25 protein-coding genes are annotated in these 24821 nt (G+C 72.2%); 12 read left to right on the forward strand and 13 right to left on the reverse strand.

What is annotated here, in order from left to right:
• Nucleotides 1-151: 151 nt before the first annotated feature.
• Entirely contained in the window at nt 152-820 is a 669-nt protein-coding gene (locus ACZ4S3_RS26145; RefSeq protein WP_467938176.1) for a rhomboid family intramembrane serine protease, read from the forward strand.
• Between the two features lie 195 nt (nt 821-1015).
• Here ACZ4S3_RS26145 and ACZ4S3_RS26150 read toward each other — a convergent pair whose 3' ends face one another.
• The 5 genes from ACZ4S3_RS26150 to hutU form a co-directional block, all read right to left on the reverse strand.
• Nucleotides 1016-2323, reverse strand: coding sequence for an SUKH-4 family immunity protein (locus ACZ4S3_RS26150; RefSeq protein WP_467938178.1), 1308 nt, complete (start codon nt 2321-2323; stop codon nt 1016-1018).
• Between the two features lie 69 nt (nt 2324-2392).
• Nucleotides 2393-3592, reverse strand: a complete 1200-nt coding sequence (gene hutI / locus ACZ4S3_RS26155) for an imidazolonepropionase (protein ID WP_467938180.1) — start codon at nt 3590-3592, stop codon at nt 2393-2395.
• Between the two features lie 17 nt (nt 3593-3609).
• Complete coding sequence (locus tag ACZ4S3_RS26160; protein WP_467938182.1) at nt 3610-4965, reverse strand: formimidoylglutamate deiminase; 1356 nt, start codon at nt 4963-4965, stop codon at nt 3610-3612.
• On the reverse strand, nt 4956-6173 hold the full coding sequence (locus tag ACZ4S3_RS26165; protein WP_467938519.1) for an allantoate amidohydrolase: 1218 nt from the start codon (nt 6171-6173) through the stop codon (nt 4956-4958). The genes ACZ4S3_RS26160 and ACZ4S3_RS26165 overlap by 10 nt, the downstream gene beginning before the upstream one ends.
• 17 nt (nt 6174-6190) lie before the next feature.
• Entirely contained in the window at nt 6191-7855 is a 1665-nt protein-coding gene (hutU, locus tag ACZ4S3_RS26170) for a urocanate hydratase (RefSeq protein ID WP_467938184.1), read from the reverse strand.
• Between the two features lie 272 nt (nt 7856-8127).
• Here hutU and ACZ4S3_RS26175 point away from each other — a divergent pair, with 272 nt between their 5' ends.
• The 5 genes from ACZ4S3_RS26175 (at nt 8128) to ACZ4S3_RS26195 (ending at nt 12399) form a co-directional block, all read left to right on the forward strand.
• Nucleotides 8128-8616 (forward strand): hypothetical protein, encoded by a 489-nt coding sequence (locus tag ACZ4S3_RS26175; protein WP_467938186.1) that lies wholly within the window; start codon nt 8128-8130, stop codon nt 8614-8616.
• Nucleotides 8613-8960, forward strand: coding sequence for a transcriptional regulator (locus tag ACZ4S3_RS26180; protein ID WP_467938188.1), 348 nt, complete (start codon nt 8613-8615; stop codon nt 8958-8960). The genes ACZ4S3_RS26175 and ACZ4S3_RS26180 overlap by 4 nt, the downstream gene beginning before the upstream one ends.
• Nucleotides 8957-9910 carry an ABC transporter ATP-binding protein gene (locus tag ACZ4S3_RS26185; protein WP_467938189.1) on the forward strand — a complete coding sequence of 318 codons (954 nt, stop codon included), beginning with the start codon at nt 8957-8959 and terminating at the stop codon, nt 9908-9910. Before ACZ4S3_RS26180 ends, ACZ4S3_RS26185 begins: the two co-directional genes overlap by 4 nt.
• Nucleotides 9907-10779, forward strand: a complete 873-nt coding sequence (locus ACZ4S3_RS26190; RefSeq protein ID WP_467938191.1) for an ABC transporter permease — start codon at nt 9907-9909, stop codon at nt 10777-10779. Before ACZ4S3_RS26185 ends, ACZ4S3_RS26190 begins: the two co-directional genes overlap by 4 nt.
• A gap of 78 nt (nt 10780-10857) precedes the next feature.
• Nucleotides 10858-12399, forward strand: a complete 1542-nt coding sequence (locus ACZ4S3_RS26195; RefSeq protein WP_467938193.1) for a type III PLP-dependent enzyme domain-containing protein — start codon at nt 10858-10860, stop codon at nt 12397-12399.
• Nucleotides 12400-12490: 91 nt separating this feature from the next.
• Here ACZ4S3_RS26195 and ACZ4S3_RS26200 read toward each other — a convergent pair whose 3' ends face one another.
• The 4 genes from ACZ4S3_RS26200 to ACZ4S3_RS26215 form a co-directional block, all read right to left on the reverse strand.
• A complete protein-coding gene (locus ACZ4S3_RS26200) occupies nt 12491-13027 on the reverse strand; it encodes a hypothetical protein (RefSeq protein WP_467938195.1) in 537 nt (178 codons plus the stop codon).
• A gap of 89 nt (nt 13028-13116) precedes the next feature.
• A complete protein-coding gene (locus ACZ4S3_RS26205) occupies nt 13117-13728 on the reverse strand; it encodes a hypothetical protein (RefSeq protein WP_467938196.1) in 612 nt (203 codons plus the stop codon).
• A 152-nt stretch (nt 13729-13880) separates the two neighbouring features.
• Complete coding sequence (locus tag ACZ4S3_RS26210) at nt 13881-14804, reverse strand: MurR/RpiR family transcriptional regulator (RefSeq protein ID WP_467938198.1); 924 nt, start codon at nt 14802-14804, stop codon at nt 13881-13883.
• A gap of 157 nt (nt 14805-14961) precedes the next feature.
• Nucleotides 14962-16443: an aromatic amino acid ammonia-lyase gene (locus tag ACZ4S3_RS26215; protein WP_467938200.1), complete on the reverse strand. Its 1482-nt coding sequence runs from the start codon at nt 16441-16443 to the stop codon at nt 14962-14964.
• Between the two features lie 246 nt (nt 16444-16689).
• Between ACZ4S3_RS26215 and ACZ4S3_RS26220 the strand changes: the two genes are divergently transcribed.
• The 4 genes from ACZ4S3_RS26220 to ACZ4S3_RS26235 all read left to right on the forward strand — a co-directional run bounded on the left by ACZ4S3_RS26220 (nt 16690) and on the right by ACZ4S3_RS26235 (nt 20249).
• A complete protein-coding gene (locus ACZ4S3_RS26220) occupies nt 16690-17877 on the forward strand; it encodes an ABC transporter ATP-binding protein (RefSeq protein WP_467938201.1) in 1188 nt (395 codons plus the stop codon).
• Nucleotides 17874-18566, forward strand: coding sequence for an ABC transporter permease (locus tag ACZ4S3_RS26225; protein ID WP_467938203.1), 693 nt, complete (start codon nt 17874-17876; stop codon nt 18564-18566). The genes ACZ4S3_RS26220 and ACZ4S3_RS26225 overlap by 4 nt, the downstream gene beginning before the upstream one ends.
• Nucleotides 18567-18573: 7 nt before the next feature.
• Nucleotides 18574-19245 carry an ABC transporter permease gene (locus ACZ4S3_RS26230; RefSeq protein WP_467938204.1) on the forward strand — a complete coding sequence of 224 codons (672 nt, stop codon included), beginning with the start codon at nt 18574-18576 and terminating at the stop codon, nt 19243-19245.
• 65 nt (nt 19246-19310) lie between these two features.
• Nucleotides 19311-20249: an ABC transporter substrate-binding protein gene (locus ACZ4S3_RS26235; RefSeq protein ID WP_467938206.1), complete on the forward strand. Its 939-nt coding sequence runs from the start codon at nt 19311-19313 to the stop codon at nt 20247-20249.
• A gap of 21 nt (nt 20250-20270) precedes the next feature.
• Here the strand turns inward: ACZ4S3_RS26235 and ACZ4S3_RS26240 are convergent, their stop codons facing one another.
• Nucleotides 20271-20849 (reverse strand): dihydrofolate reductase family protein, encoded by a 579-nt coding sequence (locus ACZ4S3_RS26240; protein ID WP_467938207.1) that lies wholly within the window; start codon nt 20847-20849, stop codon nt 20271-20273.
• Nucleotides 20850-21128: 279 nt separating this feature from the next.
• Here ACZ4S3_RS26240 and ACZ4S3_RS26245 point away from each other — a divergent pair, with 279 nt between their 5' ends.
• Together ACZ4S3_RS26245 and ACZ4S3_RS26250 are read left to right on the forward strand one after the other, a co-directional pair.
• Entirely contained in the window at nt 21129-21458 is a 330-nt protein-coding gene (locus tag ACZ4S3_RS26245; RefSeq protein ID WP_467938209.1) for an STAS domain-containing protein, read from the forward strand.
• Nucleotides 21459-21658: 200 nt separating this feature from the next.
• On the forward strand, nt 21659-21880 hold the full coding sequence (locus ACZ4S3_RS26250; protein ID WP_467938210.1) for a DUF7489 domain-containing protein: 222 nt from the start codon (nt 21659-21661) through the stop codon (nt 21878-21880).
• A 129-nt stretch (nt 21881-22009) separates the two neighbouring features.
• Here the strand turns inward: ACZ4S3_RS26250 and ACZ4S3_RS26255 are convergent, their stop codons facing one another.
• The 3 genes from ACZ4S3_RS26255 to ACZ4S3_RS26265 all read right to left on the reverse strand — a co-directional run bounded on the left by ACZ4S3_RS26255 (nt 22010) and on the right by ACZ4S3_RS26265 (nt 24694).
• A complete protein-coding gene (locus ACZ4S3_RS26255; protein ID WP_467938521.1) occupies nt 22010-23017 on the reverse strand; it encodes a sigma-70 family RNA polymerase sigma factor in 1008 nt (335 codons plus the stop codon).
• A gap of 130 nt (nt 23018-23147) precedes the next feature.
• Nucleotides 23148-23651 carry a hypothetical protein gene (locus ACZ4S3_RS26260; RefSeq protein WP_467938211.1) on the reverse strand — a complete coding sequence of 168 codons (504 nt, stop codon included), beginning with the start codon at nt 23649-23651 and terminating at the stop codon, nt 23148-23150.
• Nucleotides 23648-24694, reverse strand: a complete 1047-nt coding sequence (locus ACZ4S3_RS26265) for a LacI family DNA-binding transcriptional regulator (RefSeq protein WP_467938212.1) — start codon at nt 24692-24694, stop codon at nt 23648-23650. The genes ACZ4S3_RS26260 and ACZ4S3_RS26265 overlap by 4 nt, the downstream gene beginning before the upstream one ends.
• Nucleotides 24695-24821: the final 127 nt, after the last annotated feature.

The following is a 24821-nucleotide window of genomic DNA, read 5'->3' on the forward strand; positions in this document are numbered from 1 at the left end:
AGAGAAGAACTACCGAAAGACTTCTGACTCAGACCCCTATTGGCCGGCGAGCCGCTTCCACCGGTGCTGGGCCCACGTAGGACATATGTCATGGCTGTTCCACCACAGGGGTCACTGTCGGTCGGCAGGGTGCGCGCGGAATCATTGCGGCATGAACATGCACACTCTTGTCCTGTACGGCTGCGCGGCCGCTGTCCTCGTACCCGGTACGCAGCTCGTCATGGACCAGTTGGGGGGCCAGCAGGTCAGCCCCGGCCGACTGCTCGCGGCGCTGTGGCGGCGGCCGGTGCCGTGGGCCGCCGCTGTCCTGATGGGCGTGATGACAGTGATGGCCGTGGTGCAGACCGTCGTCCCCGGTGTCATGCCCCACCTGGAGCGGGCTCCCGATGGACCGTGGTGGCGGGTGGTGACCGCGCTGCTGGTGCAGACGTCGGGCTGGGTGCAGCTCGCTTTCAACATGGCTTCCCTCGCGGTCGTTGCGCCGGCGGCCGAGCGCAGGCTGGGTGCCGTGTGGATGCCGGTGGTCTTCCTTCTGTCCGGCGTGGCGGCGCACGTGGTGAGCATGGCGGGCTGGAGTGTGCACGGTGGGGGTGACTCGGTGGGGATCTGTGGTCTGGTCGGCGCTCTCGCGACGTCTTACGCGCTGAGCGGTCGGCAGCGGCCGCTGCGACTGCTGTCCGTGCTCGTGCCGGCCGCCGGTGTGGTGCTGTGCCTGGTGGAGAACAACCATGGCATCGGCGTGCTGACCGGCGTGGTGCTGGGGGCCGCCTTCGCGCTCGTGCCCGAGGGCAGCCGCGAGCAGGCTGTGGCCGCGGGATAATCCCCAGCGTCCTGAGCCGGGGATTCCTGGGCGGTTCCGCCCGACGCGCGTGATCCTCCAGCCTTCACCCGAGACTGCCTGCATCCGGCGTCAGGGGCGGGCCCGCGGCCGATAGCGGCGGCGAACGAAGAACTACCGAAAGATTTCTGACTCAGGACACCAGAGCCCGTCCGGCGGACCATGGCCGGAAAGGCCCTAGAAGCCGTCCTCGTTCAGGCCCGTGATGCCGACGATGAAGTACAGCCACATCTGCCCGCTGGGGCCGTTGGAGTCGACCGTTCCGGGTGCGAGGGCGTCCATCTCCTCCAGGAAGTCCCCGATCGCGTCCTCGTCCGGGTACGAGTGCCAACAGGCGCTCATATAGCGGCGGACGCCTTCGAGGACGCGGGTGAAGTGGTCGAGGTCCGGGGAGAGTTGGATGAGGTCCCTGTCGTCCCCGACGATGTCGACGATGTGGACGCTTCCCTCCCGGCGGTGCAGATACAGCCTGCCGTGGTCGCTGGAGCCGAGAGTGAGCAGGTCGGTGGCCTCGAGGCCGTCCGGCAGGGTGACGCGGTCCAGTGCGTCGTCGTCCAGTGGCGTCGTCCCGGCCGAAAGGCTCGGCTCAAAGGTCGTCCAGGCGCACGCCCACCACACCGGAAGGCCGAGATCCCGCAGATGGGCCCGGCTCGCGGGGTGTTCGAGGGCGGCCGGCAGCTCGTGCTCGGGTATGCGGCCGACCTTGGTCGGGGCGAACGCCTCGTCCAGCCGCGCGGCGGTGAGCGGGCCGTCGGGGACGGGGTAGGACGGCACCTGTCCGGGTGTGCCCTCCTCCGAGGTGTCGTATGCGATCTCGCCGCGCGGCCAGTTGCACAACACCGCCGGATCGGTGTCCAGGAGCGCGAGGCCGTATTCGGCCTCCAGCAGATACCGTGTCCGGCCGTTCTCGCCGACGAGCGGTTTGGCGTCCATCCAGCTCTGGGGCGCGGACAGCTCCCATTCGTCCAGGAGTTGCGCGTCCTTTGAGCCGTAGCGGGAGTGCAGCGAAAGCGTGGCCTCCTCGGGCGGGCCCGGGACCTGCGCCCCGGTCTCCAGATCGAGCCAGGTGTCCTCCCAGGCCCCCTTCACACGAAGGAGCTCCCGCCCGTTGTGCACCTGAAGCCCGAGCGCCCGCAGATACGACAGATTCGGGTGCGCGACATACTTCCCCACCGGCCGCCACCAGGCCCACACCGTCCGCCACGGCATCCCCGGCTCGGCGGCCGCGACCCGCTCCGCGTACGCGTCGTGCCCCAGCACCTTCGCCGCGAACTGCAGCCACGATGCGAACTCCGCGCGCGAGACCTCCGCGCCGCCGAATATCGCCTCGGCCTGCTGGAAGACCTCGCGGCCGACGTGAGGGTCCGGCGTCATGCCCTCGATGTGCGCCCGTACCGCCGCCCGCTCCGCGCCCAGCAGCCGCGCCGGATCGTCCAGCAGATCATCCGTCAGGTCGTCCGTCAGCTCATCAGTCCCCGTGCTCATGAATGCATGGTGACAGCAGGGTCTGACAACGCCGGGCGCGGGCCGGGCCGGCGGCGGTGACGGTGGCCCTCAGACCAGAACCCCCTTGTGCCACACGGCAGATACGAGCGGTACGCCCGGCCGGTAGGCGAGGTGGACGTGGGAGGGCGCGTCGAGCAGGGCGAGGTCGGCGCGGGCGCCGGGGGTGATCCGGCCGACGTCGGTGCGGCGCAGCGCGCGGGCGCCGCCCGCGGTCGCCGACCATACGGCCTCGTCGGGCGTCATCCCCATGTCGCGGACGGCCAGCGCGATGCAGAACGGCATGGAACTGGTGAAGGACGAGCCGGGGTTGCAGTCCGTGGACAGGGCGACGGTGGCGCCGGCGTCGAGCAGCGGGCGGGCGTCGGGCCACTGGGCGCGGGTGGAGAACTCGGCGCCCGGGAGGAGGGTGGCGACGGTGTCGGACTGGGCGAGGGCGTCGATGTCGGCGGAGGTGAGGTGGGTGCAGTGGTCGGCGGAGGCGGCGCCGAGTTCGACGGCGAGCTGGACGCCGGGGCCGTGGCCGAGCTGGTTGGCGTGCACCCGCGGGATCAGGCCCTTGGCCTGGCCTGCGGTGAGGATGGCGCGGGCCTGGTCGCCGTCGAAGGCGCCCTTCTCGCAGAAGACGTCGACCCAGCGGGCGTGCGGGGCGCAGGCGTCCAGCATCGGTCCGGTGACGAGGTCGACGTAGCCGGCCGGGTCGTCTGCGTAGTCGGGCGAGACGATGTGTGCGCCGAGGAAGGTGACCTCGTCGGTGTGGGCGGCGGCGATGCGCAGCGCACGGGCCTCGTCCTCGACGGTGAGGCCGTAGCCGGACTTGGTCTCCTGGGTGGTGGTGCCCTGGCGGAGCCCCTCGGCGAGATAGCGGGCGACGTTGGCGTGCAGCGCGTCGTCGGTCGCGGCGCGGGTGGCGGCGACGGTGGTGCGGATGCCGCCCGCGGAGTAAGGGCGGCCGGACATCCGGGCGTTGAATTCCGCGGTGCGGTCGCCGGCGAAGACCAGGTGGGAGTGGGAGTCGACGAAGCCGGGGATGGCTGCCCGGCCGCCCGCGTCGACGGCGTTGTCAGTGGCGGGTGCTTTGCTGGATTCACCGACCCAGGCGATGCGGTCGCCGTCGAACACGACCGCCGCGTCCTGGATCAGACCGAGGGGGCCTTCGCCGAGGGAGGGGTCGTTGGTGACGAGCTGGCCGATGTGGGTGATGGCGGTGGTGGGCGAGGCCGCCTGGGCGGTCGTCGTGTCGGTCGTCATCGCGGGAGTGTTCTCCTTCAGCCGCGTGCGGCGGCGATGGATTCTGCGAGTGCGGTGGGTACGTCGGGGAGAAGGGTGTGCGCACCGTCCCGGACGATCTGCCGGCCGCCGACGACGGTGTGCCGCACATCCGCCGCGGAGGCGGCGAATACGGCCGTCTCGGCGGCCAGCCGGGGCACTGGTCCGGCGGTGCGTACGGAGTCCAGCGCGATCGTGGTGAGGTCGGCGAGCGCGCCGGTCTCGATGGCGCCGGCGTCGTCCCAGCCCAGGGCGGCGTGGCCGTCGACGGTCGCGGCGCGCAGCAGGGCGGCGGCCGTCCAGTGCCCGCGGGTGCGGGTGCGCAGCCGCTCGTCGAGCTCCATGGCGCGGGCCTCTTCGAGCAGGTCGATGACGGCGTGGCTGTCGCTGCCGAGCGACAGCGGGCTGCCGCGGCCCTGCAGTCGGGCGGCCGGGCCGATGCCGTCGGCGAGGTCGCGTTCGGTGGTCGGGCACATGCACACGCCGGTGGTGGAGTCGCCGAGCAGCCCGATGTCCTCGTGGGTGAGGTGGGTGGCGTGCACGGCGGTGGTGCGGCGGCCCAGCGCGCCGTGGTCGGACAGCAGCTGGGCGGGGGTGCAGCCGTGGGCCGCGTGGCAGGCGTCGTTCTCGGCGGTCTGCTCGGAGAGGTGGACGTGCAGGGGGGCCTGCCGCTCGTGGGCCCAGTCCGCGACGGTGCTCAACTGCCCGGCCGGGACGGCCCGTACGGAGTGGATGGCGGCGCCGATGCGGGCGTGCTCGCTTGCCTTGAGCGCGTCGGCGCGCTGCGCCCAGGCGTCGGCGGTGCCGTCGGAGAAGCGCAGCTGCTGCCGGCTGGGGGGCTCGCCGAAGCCTGCCGAGAGGTAGGCGGTGTCGAGGAGGGTGATGCGGATGCCGGCGTCGGCGGCGGCCGCGATCAGCGCCTCGCCCATCGCGTTGGGGTTGTTGTAGCGGGTGCCGCCGGGCGCGTGGTGAAGGTAGTGGAACTCGCCGACGCAGGTGATGCCGGCCAGGGCCATCTCTGCGTAGACGGCGCGGGCGAGGGCGTAATAGGTGTCGGGGGTGAGCCGGTCGGCGAAGCTGTACATGACCTCGCGCCAGGTCCAGAAGGTGCCGGAGCCGACCTGGACGGTGCCGCGCAGGGCGCGGTGGAAGGCGTGCGAGTGGGCGTTGGCGAGGCCGGGGAGGGTCAGGCCGCGCAGCGCGGTGGCGCCGGGCGGCGGTGCGTCGGTCCCCGTGCGGACGGCCGTGATCCGCCCGTCCGCGACGTCCACGGTGACGCCCGGCTCGACGTGCGTGCCCAGCCAGGCATGTTCGAGCCAGTACGTCGTCGGTGTTGCCTGCGTGGTCAGCGGCACGCCAGCCCCTCCAGTACGTCGGCGAGTGCGGTGACCCCGGCGATGCAGTCGTCCTCGGCCGCCGTTTCGGCGGGCGAGTGCGAGACGCCGGTGGGATTGCGTACGAACAGCATGGCGGTGGGGATGGTTCCGGACAAAATACCGGCGTCGTGTCCCGCACCGGTGCCCAGGACGGGCACCGGCCGTTCGCCCGCCCCGCCGAGGATCGCGCCCAGCTCGTCGCGCAGGGCGTGCTGGAACTCCACGACGGGGGTGAAGGATTCGCGGACGATCTTCAGATCCACGCCGTCGTGGGCGGCGCGCTCGGTGGCCGCCCGCTCGATCTCGGTGATCACCGTGTCCAGGGTCTCCTGGTCGGCGGCGCGGGAGTCCAGCCAGCCGCTGACCAGCGAGGGAATGGCATTGACGCCGTTCGGCTCCACGCTGATCTTCCCGAAGGTGGCCAGGGCGCCGGCCAGCCGGGCCTGCTCGCGGGCGGCGAGCACGGTCGCGGCGTAGCTGAGCATCGGGTCGCGGCGGTCCTCGAGGCGGGTGGTGCCGGCGTGGTTGGCCTCGCCGTGGAAGTCGAACCGCCAGCGGCCGTGCGGCCAGATGGCGGAGGCGATGCCGACCGGATCACCGGACAGGTCCAGGGCGCGGCCCTGCTCGACGTGGAGCTCGACGAACGCGCCGATCCTGGCGAGACGTCCGGGGTCGGGGCCGATGGCCTCGGGGTCGTATCCGGCACGCTCCATGGCCTGCGGGAGGGCGGTGCCGTCGCCGTCGCGCAGCCGGTGTGCGGCCTCGGTGGTGAGCGCCCCGGCGGCCAGCCGGGAGCCGACGCAGGCCAGGCCGAAGCGGGCGCCTTCCTCGTCGCCGAAGTTGACGATGGCGAGGGGCTTGCCGAACTCCGTTCCCCGCCGCCGTATTTCGTCCAGGGCGGCGAAGGAGGAGACCACGCCGAGCGGCCCGTCGAAGGCGCCGCCGTCCGGTACGGAGTCCAGGTGCGAGCCGGTGACGATCGCCTCGCCGGGCGCCACGTCCTCGTACGTGGTGGCCCCGAGCCACGCCCACTGGTTGCCGTTGCGGTCCAGCTCGTAGGCGAGCCCCCGGGCCTCGGCCTGGGCCTTGAACCACGCGCGGCAGTCGGTGTCCGCGCCGGTCCAGGCGTAGCGGCGGTAGCCCCCGGAGGAGGAGTTGCGCCCGATCGGCCGCAGCTCCTCCCACATCTCGTGGAACGAGGCGGTCACGCGCCCTCGCCCTCGCGCATCGGGATGCGGACGCCGCGCTCGGCGGCCACCTCGTCGGCGCGCTCATAGCCCGCGTCGACGTGGCGGATGACGCCCATGCCCGGGTCGTTGGTGAGCACCCGGCGGATCTTCTCGCCGGCCAGCGGGGTGCCGTCGGCGACGGTGACCTGACCGGCGTGGATGGAGCGGCCCATGCCGACGCCGCCGCCGTGGTGCAGCGAGACCCAGGAGGCGCCGGAGGCGACATTGACCATGGCGTTGAGCAGCGGCCAGTCGGCGATCGCGTCCGAGCCGTCCTTCATGGCCTCGGTCTCGCGGTAGGGCGAGGCGACGGAGCCGCAGTCGAGGTGGTCGCGGCCGATAGCCAGCGGGGCGCGCAGGGTGCCGTCGGCGACCATCTCGTTGAAGCGCTCGCCGGCCTTGTCCCGCTCGCCGTAGCCGAGCCAGCAGATCCGGGCGGGCAGGCCCTGGAAGTGGACGCGTTCGCCGGCCAGCTTGATCCAGCGGGCCAGCGACTCGTTCTCCGGGAAGAGGTCCAGGATCGCCTTGTCGGTGGCGGCGATGTCGCGGGCGTCGCCGGACAGCGCGGCCCAGCGGAACGGCCCCTTGCCCTCGGCGAACAGTGGCCGGATGTAGGCGGGCACAAAGCCGGGGAAGTCGAACGCCCGCTGATATCCGGCGAGCTGGGCCTCGCCGCGGATGGAGTTGCCGTAGTCGAAGACCTCGGCGCCGGCATCCATGAAGCCGACCATGGCCTCGACGTGCTTGGCCATCGACTCGCGCGCCCGCTGGGTGAAGTCGGCGGGCTTCTCCGCCGCGTAGGCGGCCATGTCGGCGAAGTCGATGCCGACGGGCAGGTAGGCCAGCGGGTCGTGGGCGCTGGTCTGGTCGGTGACGATGTCGATCGGGGCGCCCTCGGCGAGCATCTGCGGCAGCAGTTCCGCGGCGTTTCCGAGCAGCCCGATGGACAGCGGCTTGCGCTGGTCGCGGGCCTCGACGGCGAGCTGCAGCGCGTGCTGGAGACTGTCCGCCTTCACGTCCAGGTAGCGGTGCTCGATCCGGCGCTCGATGGCGCGCGGGTCGACGTCGATGCAGATGGCGACGCCGTCGTTCATGGTGACGGCGAGGGGCTGGGCGCCGCCCATGCCGCCGAGACCGGCGGTGAGGGTGATCGTTCCGGCCAGCGTGCCGCCGAACTTCTTCGCCGCGACGGCAGCGAACGTCTCGTAGGTGCCCTGCAGGATCCCCTGCGTCCCGATGTAGATCCACGAACCGGCCGTCATCTGCCCGTACATGGTCAGACCGAGGGCCTCCAGCCGCCGGAACTCCTCCCAGTTGGCCCAGTCGCCGACGAGGTTGGAGTTGGCGATGAGCACCCGCGGCGCCCATTCGTGGGTCTGCATCACGCCGACCGGCTTGCCGGACTGGACGAGCATCGTCTCGTCCTGCTTGAGCGTGGTGAGCGTGCGCACCATCGCGTCGAAGGAGCGCCAGTCACGGGCGGCCTTGCCCGTACCGCCGTAGACGACGAGCTGGTCCGGGTGTTCGGCCACCTCCGGATCGAGGTTGTTCTGCAGCATGCGCAGCGCGGCTTCCTGCTGCCATCCCCGAGCACTCAGCTCCGTACCGCGCGGTGCCCGCACGGGTCGCGGTCCCGACATGGGCCGTGCCTCCCTGACGTCGAATGGATTGAGCTATTCACATATTGAAGTCGCTGAATAGCACTAGTCAACAGGGCGCGGGGAGCTGATGCCGCGAACCGCGTCTATCAGCCACCGCACCCGCGCCCGACCCGCGCCGGGTGCGGGTTGTCCACAGGATCGAGATCCGACTTGCCTGCCGGGAAAGTCAGCGCTAACTTTCCCAGTAGGCAAGTGAAAGCCGTGGCCGTCACCGGCCGCGCGCACCGAACCGTCACGGGGAGACGATGATCATGAGCACGCCGGTGGAAGCCGAGAAGGCCTGGGCGGACCTGCAGCGCATCCGGGTGCCGCAGGAGCGGGTGTACGACGAGATGGAGCGGTGCGCGTCCGGCGACTCCGGCACGACCTACGCCATGGCGGCGATCATGTGGGTCTTCCTCGCGACTCTCGGGCTCGACCTGCCCAAATGGGGCGTCTTTGTGACGCTCGCCGTGTATATCGGGCTGATGGCGGCGCTGGCCGTCTCCATCAGCCGCAAGACCCGGATGCGGGCGCACCGCTCGGTCTACACCTGGCGGTCGTACGCCTCGTTCTTCGCGGGCGCCCTGGTGACCGGCGGGACGGTCATCCTCTCCGGCCACCTCGTCGAGTGGCTCCATCTGCCGCTCGGCGGCGTCATCCAGGCCACGATCTCGGTGGGCGCCTTCCTTCTCTTCGTCGGCCCGGCCAATCGCTGGGCGGTCGGGACCGTCCGTGGCCGTCTGGAGATGCGCCGATGAGTACCCCTTCAGGCTTCGACGAGCTGATTCACCCGTCCACCCGACTGTCGGTGGTCGCGCTGCTCGCCGCCACGGAATGGGCCGATTTCGCGTTCATCCGCGACAGTCTCTCGCTCAGCGACTCCGCACTCTCCAAGCAGCTGCACACCCTGGAAGAGGCCTGTTATCTGGAGCTGCACAAGGAGGGCGGCGGCCGCAAACGCCGCACGAAGGTACGGCTGACGGAGCGCGGCCGGACCGCCTTCGAGGGACATGTGGCGGCGCTCCAGGCGATCGTCGAGGGCGCGGGACCCGCCGCAGTGGCGCGGGACCGGGCGCAGGACCACGCGGAGGCAGGCCGATGACCACGACCGAGCGAGCGGCCGTACGCCCCACCGGCCCGGCCGCACCCACCCCCGCCGCCCCGCCCGTCATCCAGGTACGCGACATGCGCATGGCGTACGGAGGTGTCGGCGTGCTGCACGGCATCGACCTGGACATCCACCACGGCGAGATCTTCGCCCTGCTCGGGCCCAACGGCGCCGGGAAGACGACCACCGTCGAGATCCTGGAGGGCTTCCGGCAGCGTTCCGCCGGTGAGGTCCGCGTGCTCGGCATGGACCCGGAGCGCGGCGGCGACGCCTGGCGCGGCCGGATCGGACTGGTCCTGCAGTCCTGGCGCGACCACCGCCGCTGGCGGGTCGCCGAGCTGCTGAAGCACTTCGCCCTGTACTACCCCGACCCGCGTGACACCGCCGAGCTGCTGGCCCTGGTCGGCCTCACCGACCAGGCCGGCCGGCAGGTGGACCAGCTCTCCGGCGGCCAGCGCCGCCGCCTGGACGTCGCGCTCGGCATCATCGGCCGCCCCGAGCTCCTCTTCCTGGACGAGCCGACCACCGGCTTCGACCCCGAGGCGCGGCACGACTTCCATGTCCTCGTCGAACGGCTGGCCCGCGAGGAGGGCGTCACGGTCCTGCTCACCACCCACGATCTGGTGGAGGCCGAGCGGCTGGCCGACCGGATAGCCGTGCTGGTCAACGGCCGGATCCGGGCCTATGGCACGCCGGCGGAACTGGCCCGCCGGGCCGCCGCACAGGCCGAGGTCCGCTGGACGGCCGCCGACGGCACGGCGCACCGCGAGCGCACCGAGGACCCCTCGCAGCTGGTCTGGGACCTCCACCAGGAGAGCGGCGGGCCGATCGCCGGCCTGGAGGTCCACCGCCCGACGCTGGAAGACACCTATCTGCACATGGTGCACAGCGACGGCGAGAGCTCCGAGATCCGGAACGAGAACGGGGAGAAGCAAGCCGCATGACCGAGACCCACCACTTCCGCCGCCGCTTCTGGCGCGCCGGCTTCCTGCGCGGTGGCACGGAACTTCGCCACCTGATCCGCAACCGTAAGGAGATGGCCGGCCACCTGATGAACGTGGTCGTCGCGCTGGTGCTGGCGGGGAACCTCAGCAAGAACGTGTCCGGGACGCACATCCCGATGGCCCAGCTGACCCTGGCGGGCTTCGCCGCGTATCTGCTGTTCCAGATCGGACTGGTCAGCCTCCCGCAGATCCTGGTGACCGAACGGGAAGAGGGCGCCCTGCTGCGCCTGCGCGCCACGCCCGGCGGCATACCGGCCTATCTCGTCGCCAAGGCGCTGCTCGTGGTCGTCATGGCGCTCGGCACTCTCATCGTCCTGCTCGGGGCGGCCGCGCTGCTGGTGGACGGGCCGCTGCCGCGCGATCTCGGCAGCTGGCTGACGCTGCTGTGGGTCACCACGCTCGGGCTGCTCGCCGTCGTGCCGCTGGGCGCGGCCATCGGGGCCGTACTGCCCAATCCGCGCGAGGCGCTGGCGTTGCTCATGCTGCCCGTGATGGGGCTGCTGGTCACCTCGGGAGCGATGTTCCCGCTCACCTCGCTGCCGGTGCCGGTGCAGCAGATAGCCTCCGTCTTCCCGCTCAGGTGGATGGCGCAGGGCGTGCGCTCGGCGCTGCTGCCGGACGTCGCGCGGGTCGCGGAACCGTCCGGCTCCTGGGAGCTGCCGACGGTCGCCCTGGTACTGAGCGCCTGGGCCGTCCTCGGCTTCCTCCTCGCCATACCCCTGCTGCGCCGCGCCGCCCGCCGCGAGTCCGGCTCCCGGCTGACCGAGCGCCACCGCAAGGCGGGGCTGAGCGGAGCCACGGCGGCGTAACGGCGGGGGCGTGGCGGTACGGGGGCGGCGTGCCGGTATCCGATGGCGCAACGGGCCGCCCAATGATGGAGTTGCCTCATGACTGGCCCCCAGGATGAGCCCACGACAGGTCCCCTCACCGGTCCCGTGCCGGTCCCCCTGCGCGACTCCGCGGCCGGCCCCGCCACCGGGCCCGTCCCCGGTCCGGCCCACGGCTCGGTAACCGGCCCGACAAGCCCCACCGGCCACACAAGCCCCACCGGCTCTGCGGGCTCCACGGATTCCTCCGGCCCCACTGACTCCGCGGCCTTCGCCGGCCGTACGGACCGCGACCGTGCCGTTCAGGCGGCCGTCGCGCAGGGGCTGGTGGGTCCCGCCGAGCCCGTCGCCGGGCTCCTCGATGTGGCCGGGATCCGGCGGTCGGCGGCCGAACTCCGCGCCGCCTTCGAGGAGTTCGCCGCGCCGGGCACCCCGGTCCTGCACGCCTTCGCGGTGAAGGCCGCCTCGCTCGTTCCCGTACTGCGGCTGCTCGCACAGGAAGGGCTCGGCTGCGAGGTGGCCAGCCCCGGGGAGCTGGCGCTGGCCCGCGCCGCGGGGGTGCCGGCCGCGCGTACGGTGCTGGACTCCCCCGCCAAGACCCACGCCGAGCTGCGCGAGGCCCTGGCGCTCGGCATCGCGGTCAACGCCGACAACCCCGAGGAACTGTCCCGTATCGACGCCCTGATGGCCTCCGCGCCGAGCAACGCCCCCCTCGGCCTCCGCATCAATCCGCAGATCGGCGGCGGCAGCATCGGCGCGATGAGCACCGCCACCGACACCTCCAAATTCGGGGTGGGGCTGAGCGACGAGGGCGCCCGTGAGTGGGTCGTACGGGCCTTTCTCGACCGCCCGTGGCTGACCCGGCTGCACGCCCATGTCGGCTCCCAGGGCATGCCGCTGGAGCTGATGGCCGCGGGGGTGGCGGCCCTGTTCCAGCTGGCCGAGGAGATCAACGAGAAGGCCGGCCGGCGGCAGATCGACACCCTCGACATCGGTGGCGGCCTCCCGGTCAACTTCTCCTCGGACGCCATCACCCCGACCTTCCGCGAGTACGCCGCGCTGCTCCGCTCGGCCGTCCCCGGGCTGCTGTCCGGACGCTACGGGCTCGTCACCGAGTTCGGCCGCTCGCTGCTGGCCAAGCACGGCACGGTTCTCGCCCGCGTCGAGTACGCGAAGTCGGCGGGCGGCCGTCCCATCGCGGTCACCCACGCCGGCGCCCAGGTCGCCACCCGTACGGTCTTCGTCCCCGACGCCTGGCCGATCCGGGTCGCCGCCTACGACGCGCAAGGCCTCCCCAAGACCGGCGCACCGGTCGCCCAGGACGTGGCCGGCCCGTGCTGTTTCGCCGGCGACCTGATCGCCCGGAACCGCCCGCTCCCCCTGCTCCGCTCCGGCGACCACGCCGCCCTCCTGGACACCGGCGCGTACTACTTCTCCACCCACTTCGCCTACAACTCCCTCCCCCGCCCCGGGATTTACGGCTACGCGACCGCCCCCGACGGCACCGTGCGCTTCGCGACCGTACGCACCCCGCAGACCCTGGCCGAACTCACCGCGGAAAGCGGCGGCGCCCGCCCGAACGCGCTGCGCGGTCTCGGCTAAGGCCGGGCGGCTGCGCCAGGTGATGTGACGGTGGGTCATGGGGTGGCCCGCCGTCCGCGGCGCGACGCGCGGCCCGGGGCTCTGCGCACCCTCAGGCCCGGACGCCGCGCTCCGCAGCCGATACCGCCCCGGTGACCGTCCAGGCCGCCATGCCCCACAGGGAGAGCGCGGAGAAGAGACCCACCACGAGGCGAACGGTCTCATCCGGGCCGTTCGTGGCCCACACGGTCATGCCCGCCGCGCCGGCCGCGCTCAACAGGGCCGCCGGTATGCGCAGCCGGGGCTGCTCGAACACCGCCGCCAGCGGCAGGAAGTGGAGCCCCACGACCACCGCGACCAGCGGAGGGATGAGCACCGGCACCCCGGCGCGGCCGCACACCACGCCGATGGCGATGATCAGCAGCCACTGGAGGCCATTGATCTGGTTGAAGCGACGGCGCCGGTCGACGGGGAACGGCCCTCCTGCCGACGAGGGAAGAAAGCGGCGTGCGGCGAGCATCAGCCCGACCGTGACGGCACAGCCGGCTACGACCGCGACCAGCCGTACCCACCCCTCGAATGCGCTGGTGCCCAGCAGCCACCAGCCGAGCCCGAACAACGCGAGGAACCCCACCCCTGACTTGAACATGTTCGATACCTTAGGCGGAAGAACGGTCCGCGCGACCCGTCGAGCGGGAAATTCCGACGTGCCACGGGCACCGGCCGGAAGACCCGCACCTAGGGCCTGGCCGCCCCGGCACCGCTCGCGGCACGCACGCCACGCCCGGCCCGAGTCCGCGCCCCGCCCGGCGCCGCATCCCCCGCCGCCACCCCCGTCGTCACATACCCGCGGACGTCGCTGCCCGCGGCCCCACCCCGCCGGGCCGACTCCGTACGCACCCACAGCAGCGCGTCGTGCTCCCGCTCCCAGCGGCCCAGCCACAGCGCCTTGCCCCACAGCCCCAGTGCGGCCCCGGCCATCAGCAGGCCACCGGCCGCGGGCAGCGCGAACGATGACCCGACCGCCGCCAGGAAGGCGAGCAGCAGCCACCAGCGGTGCGCCCGGCGCCAGATCCGCAGGGTGACCGCCCGGTCCTGGAGGATGACGGCCTTCCCGGCCCGCGTCGCCCCGCCGGCCAGCGCCGCATACCGCCGGCGCCGCACCCCGAACACCACGAACGCCGCGATCACGCCCAGCGCCGCCCCCGCCGACTCCCCGATCATCCGCCCGGTCAGCCCCGGCACCAGCGCCCCGATCCCCGCCGCCACCAGTCCGGACCACCACAGCCACCCGGCCGGCGCCCGCACCACCACTGCCACCCGAGCCAGCGCATACACCCCGCGCCCCACGACAGACCTCCTCATGCCGAGACGGCCACGCCACGCCGTCCTCGCCGTATCGCTACCCGTACCGGCGGCGGATCGTAGCCAGTGCGGATGAGGATTCCCTGAGACCGGACGGCGCGGTGGCGCCCGGGTGTCGCGTCACACCGCGCGTCGCCTCACTCCACGAACAGCCCCCGGGCCACCGCGTTCGCATCGAACTCCTCCAGCCGCGCCTGCGCGTCCGGCAGGGCGTCGCACATCGCCTCCAGGAGGACGCGGCCCAGCAGCATGGGGGCGCAGGCCGTGTCGAAGGCCAGGCCGGTGCCGACCGCAGCGGGGAGGAGGAGGTCGGTGTGGTGGGCGACGGGGGCGAAGGCGCTGTCGGCGACGGTGACGACGGTCAGGCCCGCCTCGCGGGCGTAGGCGAGGGCATCGACGACCTCGCGGGGGTGGCGGGGCAGGGCGAAGCAGAGGAGGGCGGTGGCGCCGGCGCGTACGGCGGCGTCGATACGGTCGGTGAGCATGGTGCCGCCCTCGTCCAGGAGGCGGACGTCGGGATGGACCTTGCGGGCGAAGTAGGTGAAGCCGGCGGCCTGGGCGCCGGCGGCGCGCAGGCCGAGGACGGGGAGCGGCCGGGAGGCGGCGAAGAGGCGGCCGGCCTCGATCACCGGGGACGGGTCGGCGAGGGCGGCGGCGAGGTGACGGAGGTTGTCGATCTCCGCCTGTACGGCCTGCTGGTACTCGTTGTACGAGCCGGTGTCGTCGGGCTTGTCGCCGGGCGCGACCTCGCGCAGATGGCGGCGGAGCGCCGGGTAGCCGTCAAAGCCGAGCGCGACGGCGAAGCGGGTGACGGACGGCTGGCTGACACCGGCCAGTTCGGCCAGTTCGACGCTGGAGAGGAACGGCGCGTCGGCGGCCTGCCGCACCATGCAGTGCGCGATCCGGCGCTGGGTGGGCGTCAGCCGGTGCCCCTCGAAGAGCTTCTGCAGGCGGGCGGCGGTGCCCGTATCGGCCGCGCCCGTGTCCGTGCCCGTATCGGCCGTGCCCGTGCCCGTACGCGTGCCCTCGTCCGCGCCGCCGTTCTCCCCGTCCCCGCTCATCGCCTCTTCTTCCCGGCCCGGCAGGGGCCTTGTGGTGTGTGGTGTGTGGTCGGTGTTGTGTGGTCCGTGGTGGGTGGTGTCGAGATCGTGTGCCGACCGACTGTACGGACTGACGGACAGCAGGTAATCCCTGGCCCGTCGCGACGATGCCTACGCCTCACGCCCCCGCCAGCCCGTCCAGCAGCCCCGCCGCCACCGCCACATCATCGGTCAGCGGGCGGTCCTCCATGCGCGGATCCAGCGCCTCGGCGGCGAACGCGTAGGCGGCGGCGAGGGGGAGGCCGGGCTCGGGTTCCAGGGAACGCATCCTCAACGCCCGTACGGCGGCCACGAGTTCGCACGCCAGGACCTGGCGGTAGTACGTAGCCGCGCGCAGGGTCTGGCGGGCGCCGAGGGAGGCGAAGCTGGCCTGTTCCTCCACGCCCCGGGAGAGGACGGCGTGGCCGAGGGAGGCCGGGTGGGAGACGGCGCGCATCTCGCCGAGCGCCGCGCCGGCCGCGTATTCGAGGATCATGACGCCGGAGCTGGCGGGTGCCGCGTCGCCCAGGAACGGCCGCAGGCGGGTGAAGTCGGGTTCGGAGAGGGCGGCGAGCCGGGCCGTGGAGAGCCGGGCGGTCTGCAGCACGGCGAGCCGGAAGGTGTCCAGGGCGAGCGCGGCGTGTGCGGCGTAGAAGTTGCCGTGGTGGTAGGCGGCCTGGTCCTCGATGCTGATGAGGGGGTTTTCGCCGGCCGCGTTCACCTCGACGGTCAGCACGCCGTCGAGGGTGTCGGCGGCATCCAGCGCCGGGCCGTGGATCTGGGGGATGCAGCGGAAGCCGTACGGGTCCTGGATACGGCCGAGGGGCGGCGAGGGGCGGTCCGGGACGCCGGAGAGGGTGCGCAGGCGGGCCGCGGCGGCCGCGGAGCCGGGGTGCGGGCGGGCGCGCATCACGGGTTCGGCGAAGGGTTCGTAGGAGCCGCCGACCGCGAGGAGGGAGAGCGCGGCGACGGGGAGGGAGGCGGCCAGGAGGCGGCGCAGTTCGTCGAGGGCGAGCGCGGACTGGCCGAGGGTGAGGGCGTTGCTGCTGATCAGGGCGAGGGCGTCGTTGTTGTCGAGGGCGATGGGGGCGGGGGCCCGGCCGCCGGGCGCGCAGTGCCAGGGGTGTTCGCCGGCCAGCGCGAGGCCGGTCTGGGCGAGGGCCGCGAGGTCGCCGGTGCCGACGGCGCCGTGTTCGTTGACGACGGGATGCGCGCCGGCCTCCAGGGCGGCGAGCAGGGACGTGATCACGGCGGGGTTCAGTCCGGCGCCACCGGCCAGCAGCTGGTTGGCGCGTACCGCGAGCATGGCGCGGACCTCGCGGGCGGGCAGCGGGTCGCCGATCGCGCCGGCGTGGCTGCGCAGCAGGCGGAGCCCGTGGTCGGCGTCGGCTCCGACCTCCTCCGTGCGGTTGGCGCCGACGCCGGTGCTGCGCCCGTAGACCCGGCCGGTGGCGGCGAGGCGGCGGGCGGTGTCCCAGGATTCCTCGGCGAGCGCGAGCGCCTTGGGGTCGGGCGCCCCGGTGTGTGCGGTGCGCTCCGCGAGGGCGGCGATATCGGTGGTGTGCAGACCGGTGCCGTCGAGTGTGATGCGCCGGCCGACCCGTCGGCCATTGTCCAGCATGTGAGAAACCAAGGGGCTCAACTCCCTCTTATAACGCTCTTTGTGGACGAAAGTCCGACACCTCGTTCCGTACGGTGAACGGAAACAAACAGGCGATATCCGGTACGGCATAACCGGTGATGCGGCCGGCGATGCCACCGGCGGCGTAACCGGAGATGTAACAGGTGATTTACGCCCGCCTATTGACTTCTATTCACGTGCCTAAGACTCTGCATGACCATATGCAGGCCGGGCAAGGGGCAGCGGATGATCAAGTTCGACGCAGTCAGCAAGCGATACCCGAACGGCACAACGGCGGTGGATGATCTGTCCCTGGATTTCCCCGAGGGCGGCGTCACCGTCCTCGTCGGATCGTCCGGATGCGGCAAGACCACCAGCCTGCGGATGATCAACCGAATGGTCGAACCGACCTCCGGCACCATCAGCGTCGGCGGCCGCGACATCCTGGAGGCGGACGCCGCCGAACTGCGCCGCGGCATCGGATACGTGATCCAGCAGTCCGGCCTTTTCCCCCACCGTACGATCCTCGACAACATCGCGACCGTGCCGCTGCTGCTCGGCTGGGGCAAGCGCAAGGCCCGCGCCCGAGCCGCCGAGCTGCTGGAACTGGTGGGCCTGCCCGGCGACGCCGCAAAGCGCTATCCGCACCAGCTCTCCGGAGGCCAGCAGCAGCGCGTCGGTGTCGCCCGCGCGCTCGCCGCCGACCCGCCCGTCCTGCTGATGGACGAGCCGTTCGGCGCGGTCGACCCGGTCGTGCGCACCCAGCTCCAGAACGAGCTGCTGCGCCTCCAGAACGAGCTGCGCAAGACCGTCGTCTTCGTCACCCACGACATCGACGAGGCGGTCCGCCTGGGCGACCGGATCGCGGTCTTCCGTACCGGCGGCCGGCTCGTCCAGTGCGCCCCGCCCGCCGAACTCCTGGCCCGCCCCGCCGACGACTTCGTCGCCGGCTTCCTGGGCGCCGAGCGCGGTCTGAAGCTGCTCTCGCTCACCAGCCTCGCGGACGTGCCGTACGCGCCGGGCCGCGCCATACGCGCGGACGAACCGGTCGGCAAGATAGCCCGCGACGGCGACCGCTGGCGCCTGGTGACCTCCCCGCGCGGCGAACCGCTCGGCTGGCTGGACACCGACGGGCTGCCGGCCGGCGGTACGGCGGGCGAGGCCGCGCTGGAGCCCGTACGGCCACTGCGCGACGACGACTCGCTGCTCTCCGCGCTCAACGAGGCGGTGTCCTCGCCGGCCGCCGCGGTCGCCCGGGTCGACGCCGACGGCGCCCTCGTCGGCGTCACCGTCCGCGACGCGATCCACGACCGGGCGGGCCGCAGCCACGCGGAGGCGGGACGGACCGCTACGGCCCCCGTGACGGAAGCCGGGGAGGCCGAGCCCCCCGGGGCCGAGGCCAAGACCATCGCCCCCGCGGAGCGCCCCGCATGACCATCGACTGGGGCTGGTTCCCCGACCACGCCGACGAGATGACCCGCCTGACCGCGGACCACCTCGCCACCGCCGTCCCCGCCGTCCTCCTCGGCCTGCTGATCGCGCTGCCGCTGGCGGTCCTCGCACACCGCGTACGCCCGCTGCGCGGCTTCGTCCTCGGCGCGTCCAACATCCTCTACACCATCCCCTCCCTCGCCTTCTTCGTCCTGCTCCTGCCGATCACCGGCCTCACCCGCACCACCGCCATCGTCGGCCTCACCGCCTACACACTGGTGGTGCTCGTACGCAATACGGTCGAGGGACTGGACGCCGTCCCCGCCAAGGCCCGCGAGGCGTCGAAAGCCATGGGGACGAGGCCCCTGCGCACCCTGCTCACCGTCGAGCTGCCGCTCGCCCTCCCGGTGATCATGGCGGGTGTACGGGTCGCCACCGTCATGTCCATCTCCCTTGTCAGCGTGGCGAGTTACATCGGATACGGCGGCCTCGGCCAGCTCTTCACCGACGGCTTCCAGCGCAACTACCCCACCCCCGTCATCGCCGGTGTGGCCCTGACCCTGCTGCTCGCCCTGGTCGCCGACGCGCTGCTGGTGACCGTCCAGTGGCTGTGCACCCCCTGGCGGCGCGGCACCGGCAGGCAGCACACCGGCAAGCTGCCGGCCGCCCTCAAGCTGTGGAAGCGAGCGTGACGCGCCGATGCTCGAACTCCTGAAGAACCTCGTCTCCTGGCTGACCGGTCCGGCCCAGTGGTCGGGCCCCGAGGGCATCGCCACCCGCGTCCTGGAGCACCTGGAGTACTCGGTCCTCGCCACCCTGGCCGCGGCCGTGATCGCCCTGCCCATCGGCCTGCTCATCGGGCACACCGGCCGCGGCGCCTTCCTCGCCGTCAACCTCTCCTCGTTCGGCCGCGCGCTGCCCACCGTCGGCCTGGTCACCCTGGTCTTCCTCGCCGGCGGACTCAGCGTCTGGCCGGTGTACGTCTCGCTGGTCGCCCTCGCCGTCCCCGTCATCATCACCAACACCTACGCGGGCATGGCCGCGGTGGATCCCGAGGTGAAGGACGCGGCGAAGGGCATCGGCCTGCGCGGCCACCAGATCCTCCGGCAGGTCGAACTCCCCCTCGCGCTCCCGCTGATCATGACCGGCATACGGCTCGCGACCGTGCAGGTCGTCGCCACCGCCACCATCGCCGCCTACGTCAGCTTCGGCGGGCTGGGCCGCTATGTCTTCGACGGGCTGGCGCAGCGCGACCTGGTGCAGGTCCTCGGCGGCGCGACCCTGGTCGCCGTCCTCGCCGTCGCCGCCGACCTGGCCCTGGGCGGGGTGCAGCGGCTGCTGTTCCGCGGCCGCCCGACGGCGGCCCGCTGAGAGCCCGCCGCCCCGCCCCGCCCCGTAGATACGTCCCGTAGATACGTCCCGAGGAGCCCGACGTCATGAACCGCCCCACCCGCCGTACCGCCCTGACCGCCCTCCTCGCCGGCGCCTCGGCCCCGCTGCTGGCCGCCTGTTCCTCCGGTATCACCTCGCTCAAGGGCGACGGCGCCGGCGGCGACAGCGGGAGCAGCAGCGGCGGACTGGTCATCGGCACCGCCAACTTCACCGAGAACCAGGTCCTTGGCTACCTCTACGCCGGCGTCCTGAACGCCGCCGGCGTCGAGACCACCGTCAAGCCCAACCTCGGCTCCCGCGAGATCGTCGTCCCCGCACTGCGCTCCGGCGACATCGACCTGCTCCCCGAGTACCAGGGCAGCCTGCTCCTCTACCTCGACAAGAAGGCCACCGAGACCGAGGCGGGCGCCATGCAGAACGCGCTGGCCACGGTCCTGCCGGACGGCCTCGAAGTCCTCCCGTACGCCGCCGCCGAGGACCGCGACAGCTTCGCCGTCACCCGCGGGACCGCCGACCGCTACGGCCTGAAGTCGCTCGCCGATCTGCACAAGGTGAACGGCAAGCTGGTGTTCGGCGCGGCCGCGGAGATGAAGAAGCGGGTCGTGGGGGTCGTCGGGCTCAAGGAGCAGTACGGCGTCGAATTCAAGGAATTCAAGGCGCTGGACTCCTCCGGCCCCCTCGTCAAAGGGGCCTTGAAAAAGGGCGACATCGACATCGCCAATGTCTTCACCACCGACGTCGACACCGCCGAGAACGGCTGGATCCTGCTCGCCGACCCCAAGCACCTCATCCCCGCTCAGCACATCGTGCCGCTGATCGCCTCCCGCAAGGCCGACTCCAAGGTCCGCAAGGCCCTCGCCCGCCTCGGCAACGTCCTCACCACCCCCCAGCTCACCGAGCTCAACCGCCTCGTCGACAAGGAGAAGCAGGACCCGGACCGGGTGGCCGCCAAGTGGCTGGCCAGGCACAAGCTGGGAAGCTGAGGAGGCGGGCCCGCGCCGGCATCACTCGCCCTCGGTCTCCCCCTCCACCTTTTCGCCCGGCTTCCCGTCGGGCGTGTAGACGAGCGACAGCACCCCCGTGCTCAACGTCCTCGACTCGGCCAGCCGGAGCGGAACGCTGTCACCTTCCGCGAACAGCCGCTCGCCCTTGCCGACCACGATCGGGTGCACCAGCAGGTGCAGCTCGTCCAGCAGCCCGGCCCGCAGCAGCGACCGCACCAGGCTGATGCTGCCGACCACCCCCAGGTTCTTCCCCGGCCCTTCCTTGATCCGGGCCAGCTCGGCGAGCGGGTCCTGCCCGCCCACCACGGTGGAGTTCTGCCAGTCCGCCCGCTCCAGCGTCCGCGAGACCACGAGCTTCGGCGTGCCGTTCATGTGCTCTGCGATCTCCTCATCGCTGCCGGGCCAGTACGCGGCGAACAACTCGTATGTGTTCCGCCCCAGCAGCATGGTGTCCGCGTCGTCCATCTGCTTCTGCACAACGGCCCCCATCTCGTCGTTGAAATAGGGGAAGTGCCATGTCTCCGGCGCCTCGGCCACGCCGTCCAGCGACAGGAAAATGCCCGCGGTGATCTTCCTCATGACTCCGGTCCCTCCGTCGCGGCCGCCACTGCGGCGCCCGTTCACCACCTCAGACCGCACCGCCCACCGGAACTCATCGGCCCCGCCCGGACTTCTTCCGGTTTTCTTCCGGAAGAAGTACCGGCCGACTTCCGCGGCCCGGGATCTCCCCCGGGATCTCCCCCGGGATCTCCCCTTGGGATCTTCACCGCCGATGACTTTCCCCGCCCCCCGAGGTCTCCCCTACGGACGCTCCCGGCACGCACCCACGCCGGTCACCCACACCGCAGGAGGCCGCCCGTGTCCACCCCGTACGAGCCGGCCCCCGAACCGACCGTCCGGCTTCTCGGCCCCTCGATCACCCGCGCCGACATCCCGCTCCTGTGCGCCCGCCTCGACACCTTCCTGCGTGCGCACCCCCACACCGCCACGGTCGTCTACGACGTACGGGCCCTGACCGCGCCCCCGGACACCACCGCCCTCGAGGCCCTCCTCCGGCTCCAGCTCACCGCCCGCCGCCTCGGCCGCACCATCCGGCTGTGCCACGTACCCGAAGCCCTGGCCCATGCCCTGACCCTGACCGGTCTCACCGAGCCGCTCCCGGCCGACGACCCACCGGACCGGCCCTAGGCGTATTGCCCCGGAGCGTTGTGGACAGCGCGCTCGGTTTGCTCAATGCGAAGGCCTCGGTGGGGGTTTATACACTTCACCGCACGAGGTCTTGGTGCTCCACCGTCATGCCCGACTGGCCGTCTCATGACATAAGTCATCGACAGAAGGTGACTCAAGGCCCTGCATGGTCGGCTGCCGATCCTCGTAGACTCCACGTCATGACCAAATCCCACAAAGTCGGACGAGATGACTCCTGGGAAGGCGTCGTCATCGATAAGTCCCGAGGCATGCTCGACGGCTCGAACATGTACCACTTCGTCGAAGTTCGCCTTGCCGACGGCGAATCCGTGAAGGCCCGGATCGGCCGCCGGCTCTGGAAGTCGATCGCGGTCGGCGACCGGATCGTCAAGCTGCCGGGCGCCGACCCGGCCAAGGGGTAGCCCTCCGACCAAGCCGGCCACCGCCTGCGGCGCAGCCGCAACGGCGGCCGGCCGACCGGCTTCGACCCACAGACCTACAAGCAACGAACACCGTCATCTGGACCCGACACCGACCAAAAAGACAGATCCTTAGCCCGCGAACCTCATCGGCAGCCCGAACAGCGGAAACAACCGCTCGGTGTCCAGGAACGAGTTGAGCCCGGTGATCCGCCCGTCGGCCATCTCGATCACCTGGATCGCCCAGGGCGCACCGTCCGCCCGGTACTGCCCGAAGGCCGGCCGCCCATTGGCCGTCAGCGGCACCAGATGCGACCCCTCGCAGCCGCAGCCCGGCCCGCGCATCCACCGCACGATGTCGTCGCGGCCGCGCAGCCACAGCTCGTACGGCGGCATCGACAGCGTCGAGTCCTCGTGCAGGAGGGCCGTCAGCGCCTCCATGTCGAAGCGCTCGAAGGCATCCACATACCGCTTCAGCAGCGCCTGCTGCTCATCGTCGAGCGGCTGGGGTGCGCCATCCCCGTCCGCGGCGAGCGTGGCCCGCGCCCGCTGCAACGCGCTGTTGACCGCGGCGACCGAACTGCCGAGCAGCTCCGCGACCTCGCTCGCCGACCAGCTCAGCACCTCCCGCAGAATCAGCACCGCGCGCTGCCGGGGCGCCAGCCGCTGCAAAGCGGAAATGAAGGCGAGCCGGATCGACTCGCGCGCGACGGCCGCCTCCGCCGGGTCCCCGGCCTCCGCCAGCACTCGCCCGTCCGGCACCGGCCCGATCCAGGTGGCCTCGGGCAGCCCATTGCCCACCGGGGTGTCCACACTCGACGGCGACCCGAGATCCATCGGCCGCGCCCGCCGCTGACTCCCCTTGAGCAGGTCCAGGCACACATTCGTCGCGATCCGGTACAGCCAGGACCGCAGCGAGGCGCGCCCCTCGAACCGCTCGTAACTCCGCCAGGCCCGCACCATGGTCTCCTGCACGGCGTCCTCGGCCTCGAACGCGGACCCCAGCATCCGGTAGCAGTACCCGGTCAGCTCGGTACGGTGCGTCTCGAGCCGATCCGCCAGGTCCCCCGGCGCACCGTCCTGCCGGGCCCCGCCCGCCACGGCGGCTTCACTCGTCGAGGACGTGGTCGGGGACTGCATCGGGGACTTGATCGAGGACTTCATCGAGGACCGCCATTCACCCGTCGGCCGACCGCCGGCACACATGCGATGACGGTACCGGAGCACCGTGCACCAGTCTGCTCCCCCGGCAGCGGGCGCGCAGCGCGGGCTAACCCGCCTCCGGCCGCGCCCGCCGCACCGCGCCCGCCGGCCACACCACGTCCACCTCGAGTCCCGACCGGCGCGCCTGCACCACGGTGTCCGCCGTGCCGCCGCCCTTGCCCGACGGCGGCGATCCGTCCCATACCGCGACCAGCCGGTCGGCCCGCGCCAGCAGCTCGCGGTTCGCCGCCTCGTACGCCGCACGGCCGGCGGCCGCCGCCGGGAGGACGACCACCTCGGCCGCCGCCTTCAGGAGCCGGTCGAACGTCTCGGCATGGTCCGGCCCGACCGTCGTCTCCCGGTAGTCCCGCGACGGCACCACGACGACGAGCCGCCCGCCGACCGCCACCACTTCCTCGGCGAACAGCGAGTCGGCCCCTTCGGCGATACACGAGACCCCGACCAGGGCGCCGTGCCGGTGCCCACGCACCAGCTCCCGCAGCGCCGCCCGGACCGCGGGCACGGCCGCCTCGGTCAGGTCCATGTGTCCGGTGACCGCGAGGGTCGTCACGGACGCACCCCCGCGGCCGAGCCCCGCTCCGACAGCCGGGGCGCGCACAGGATGCGTTTGCGGCGGACGCGGCGGCCCTCGATGGCGGCCACTGCGAGACGGGCCGCCTCCTTGGCGATATCGGTGAGGCCCCAGTCGACGGTGGTCAGGGGCGGGGTGAGGACGCGGGAGACGGGGTGGTCGTCGAAGCCGACGACGGAGAGGTCGCGGCCCACGGTCAGGGAGGCCTCGGCGGCGGCCGCGTAGACGCCGTAGGCGATGGAGTCGGAGAAGCAGAAGACGGCGGTGGGCGGGGTGGGGCCGGCGGGGTCGGCGCGCGGGCGGCCGTCCGGGGTGTTGGTCAGGACGCGGCGGGCGACGGCCGTGGCCTCGCTCAGCTCCTGGGCGCAGGGCAGGACTTCGGCCTCGATCCCGAGGCGGTCGGCTGCCTCGCGTACGTAGACATCGGCGGGGCGGTCGGGGGTGGAGGGGCCGGTGGGGGTGAGGACCGTGACCCGGCGGTGGCCCAGGCCGCGGAGGTAGTCGAGGACGGCGTCGATGCCGGCGCGGTTGTCGAAGAGGACCTCGCCGGCCGTACGGGCCCGGCTCAGGGCGTCGCCGATGGAGACGACGGGGACCGCGTCGGCGATCTTCGCCCAGCCCTCCGCTGAGGGGTCGACGGGTGAGACGAGGAGGCCGTCGACGCGCTGGTCGCGGAGTTGTTTGGCCAGGGCCAGCTCACGGGCCGGGTCGCCGCCGGCGTCGAGGATGAGGGCGTAGCGGTCGCCCGCCAGGAGCTCGCGCCCTATCGCCGCCATCAGTTGCTGCTGCCAGAGGTCCTGGAGGTCGCCGGCCAGCACGCCGACCATGCTCGTGCGGCCGCTGGCGAGGGCGCGGGCGATCGGGTCGGCCTCGTAGCCGAGTTCGGCCGCCGCCTTGCGCACCCGCTCCTCGGTCTCCTTGGAGACGTGCTTGCCGCGCAGCGCGTAGGAGACGGCTGCGGTGGAGAGTCCGGTGGCCTCGGCCACCTCGCGGAGGGTGGTGCGCTTATTGGGCCTGGCCATGTCGGGAAGCCTACCGAAGGAGGCCCCGCGGCTTGCTCCGATCCGGTGCAGGCCTTGACAGCCGCGCGTGTTAACCGGTTCACTTAAGCGCATCAGTTAACCGCTTAAGTAGGCCGTTGAGCAGACG

This window comes from Streptomyces sp. NPDC028368, assembly GCF_055565615.1.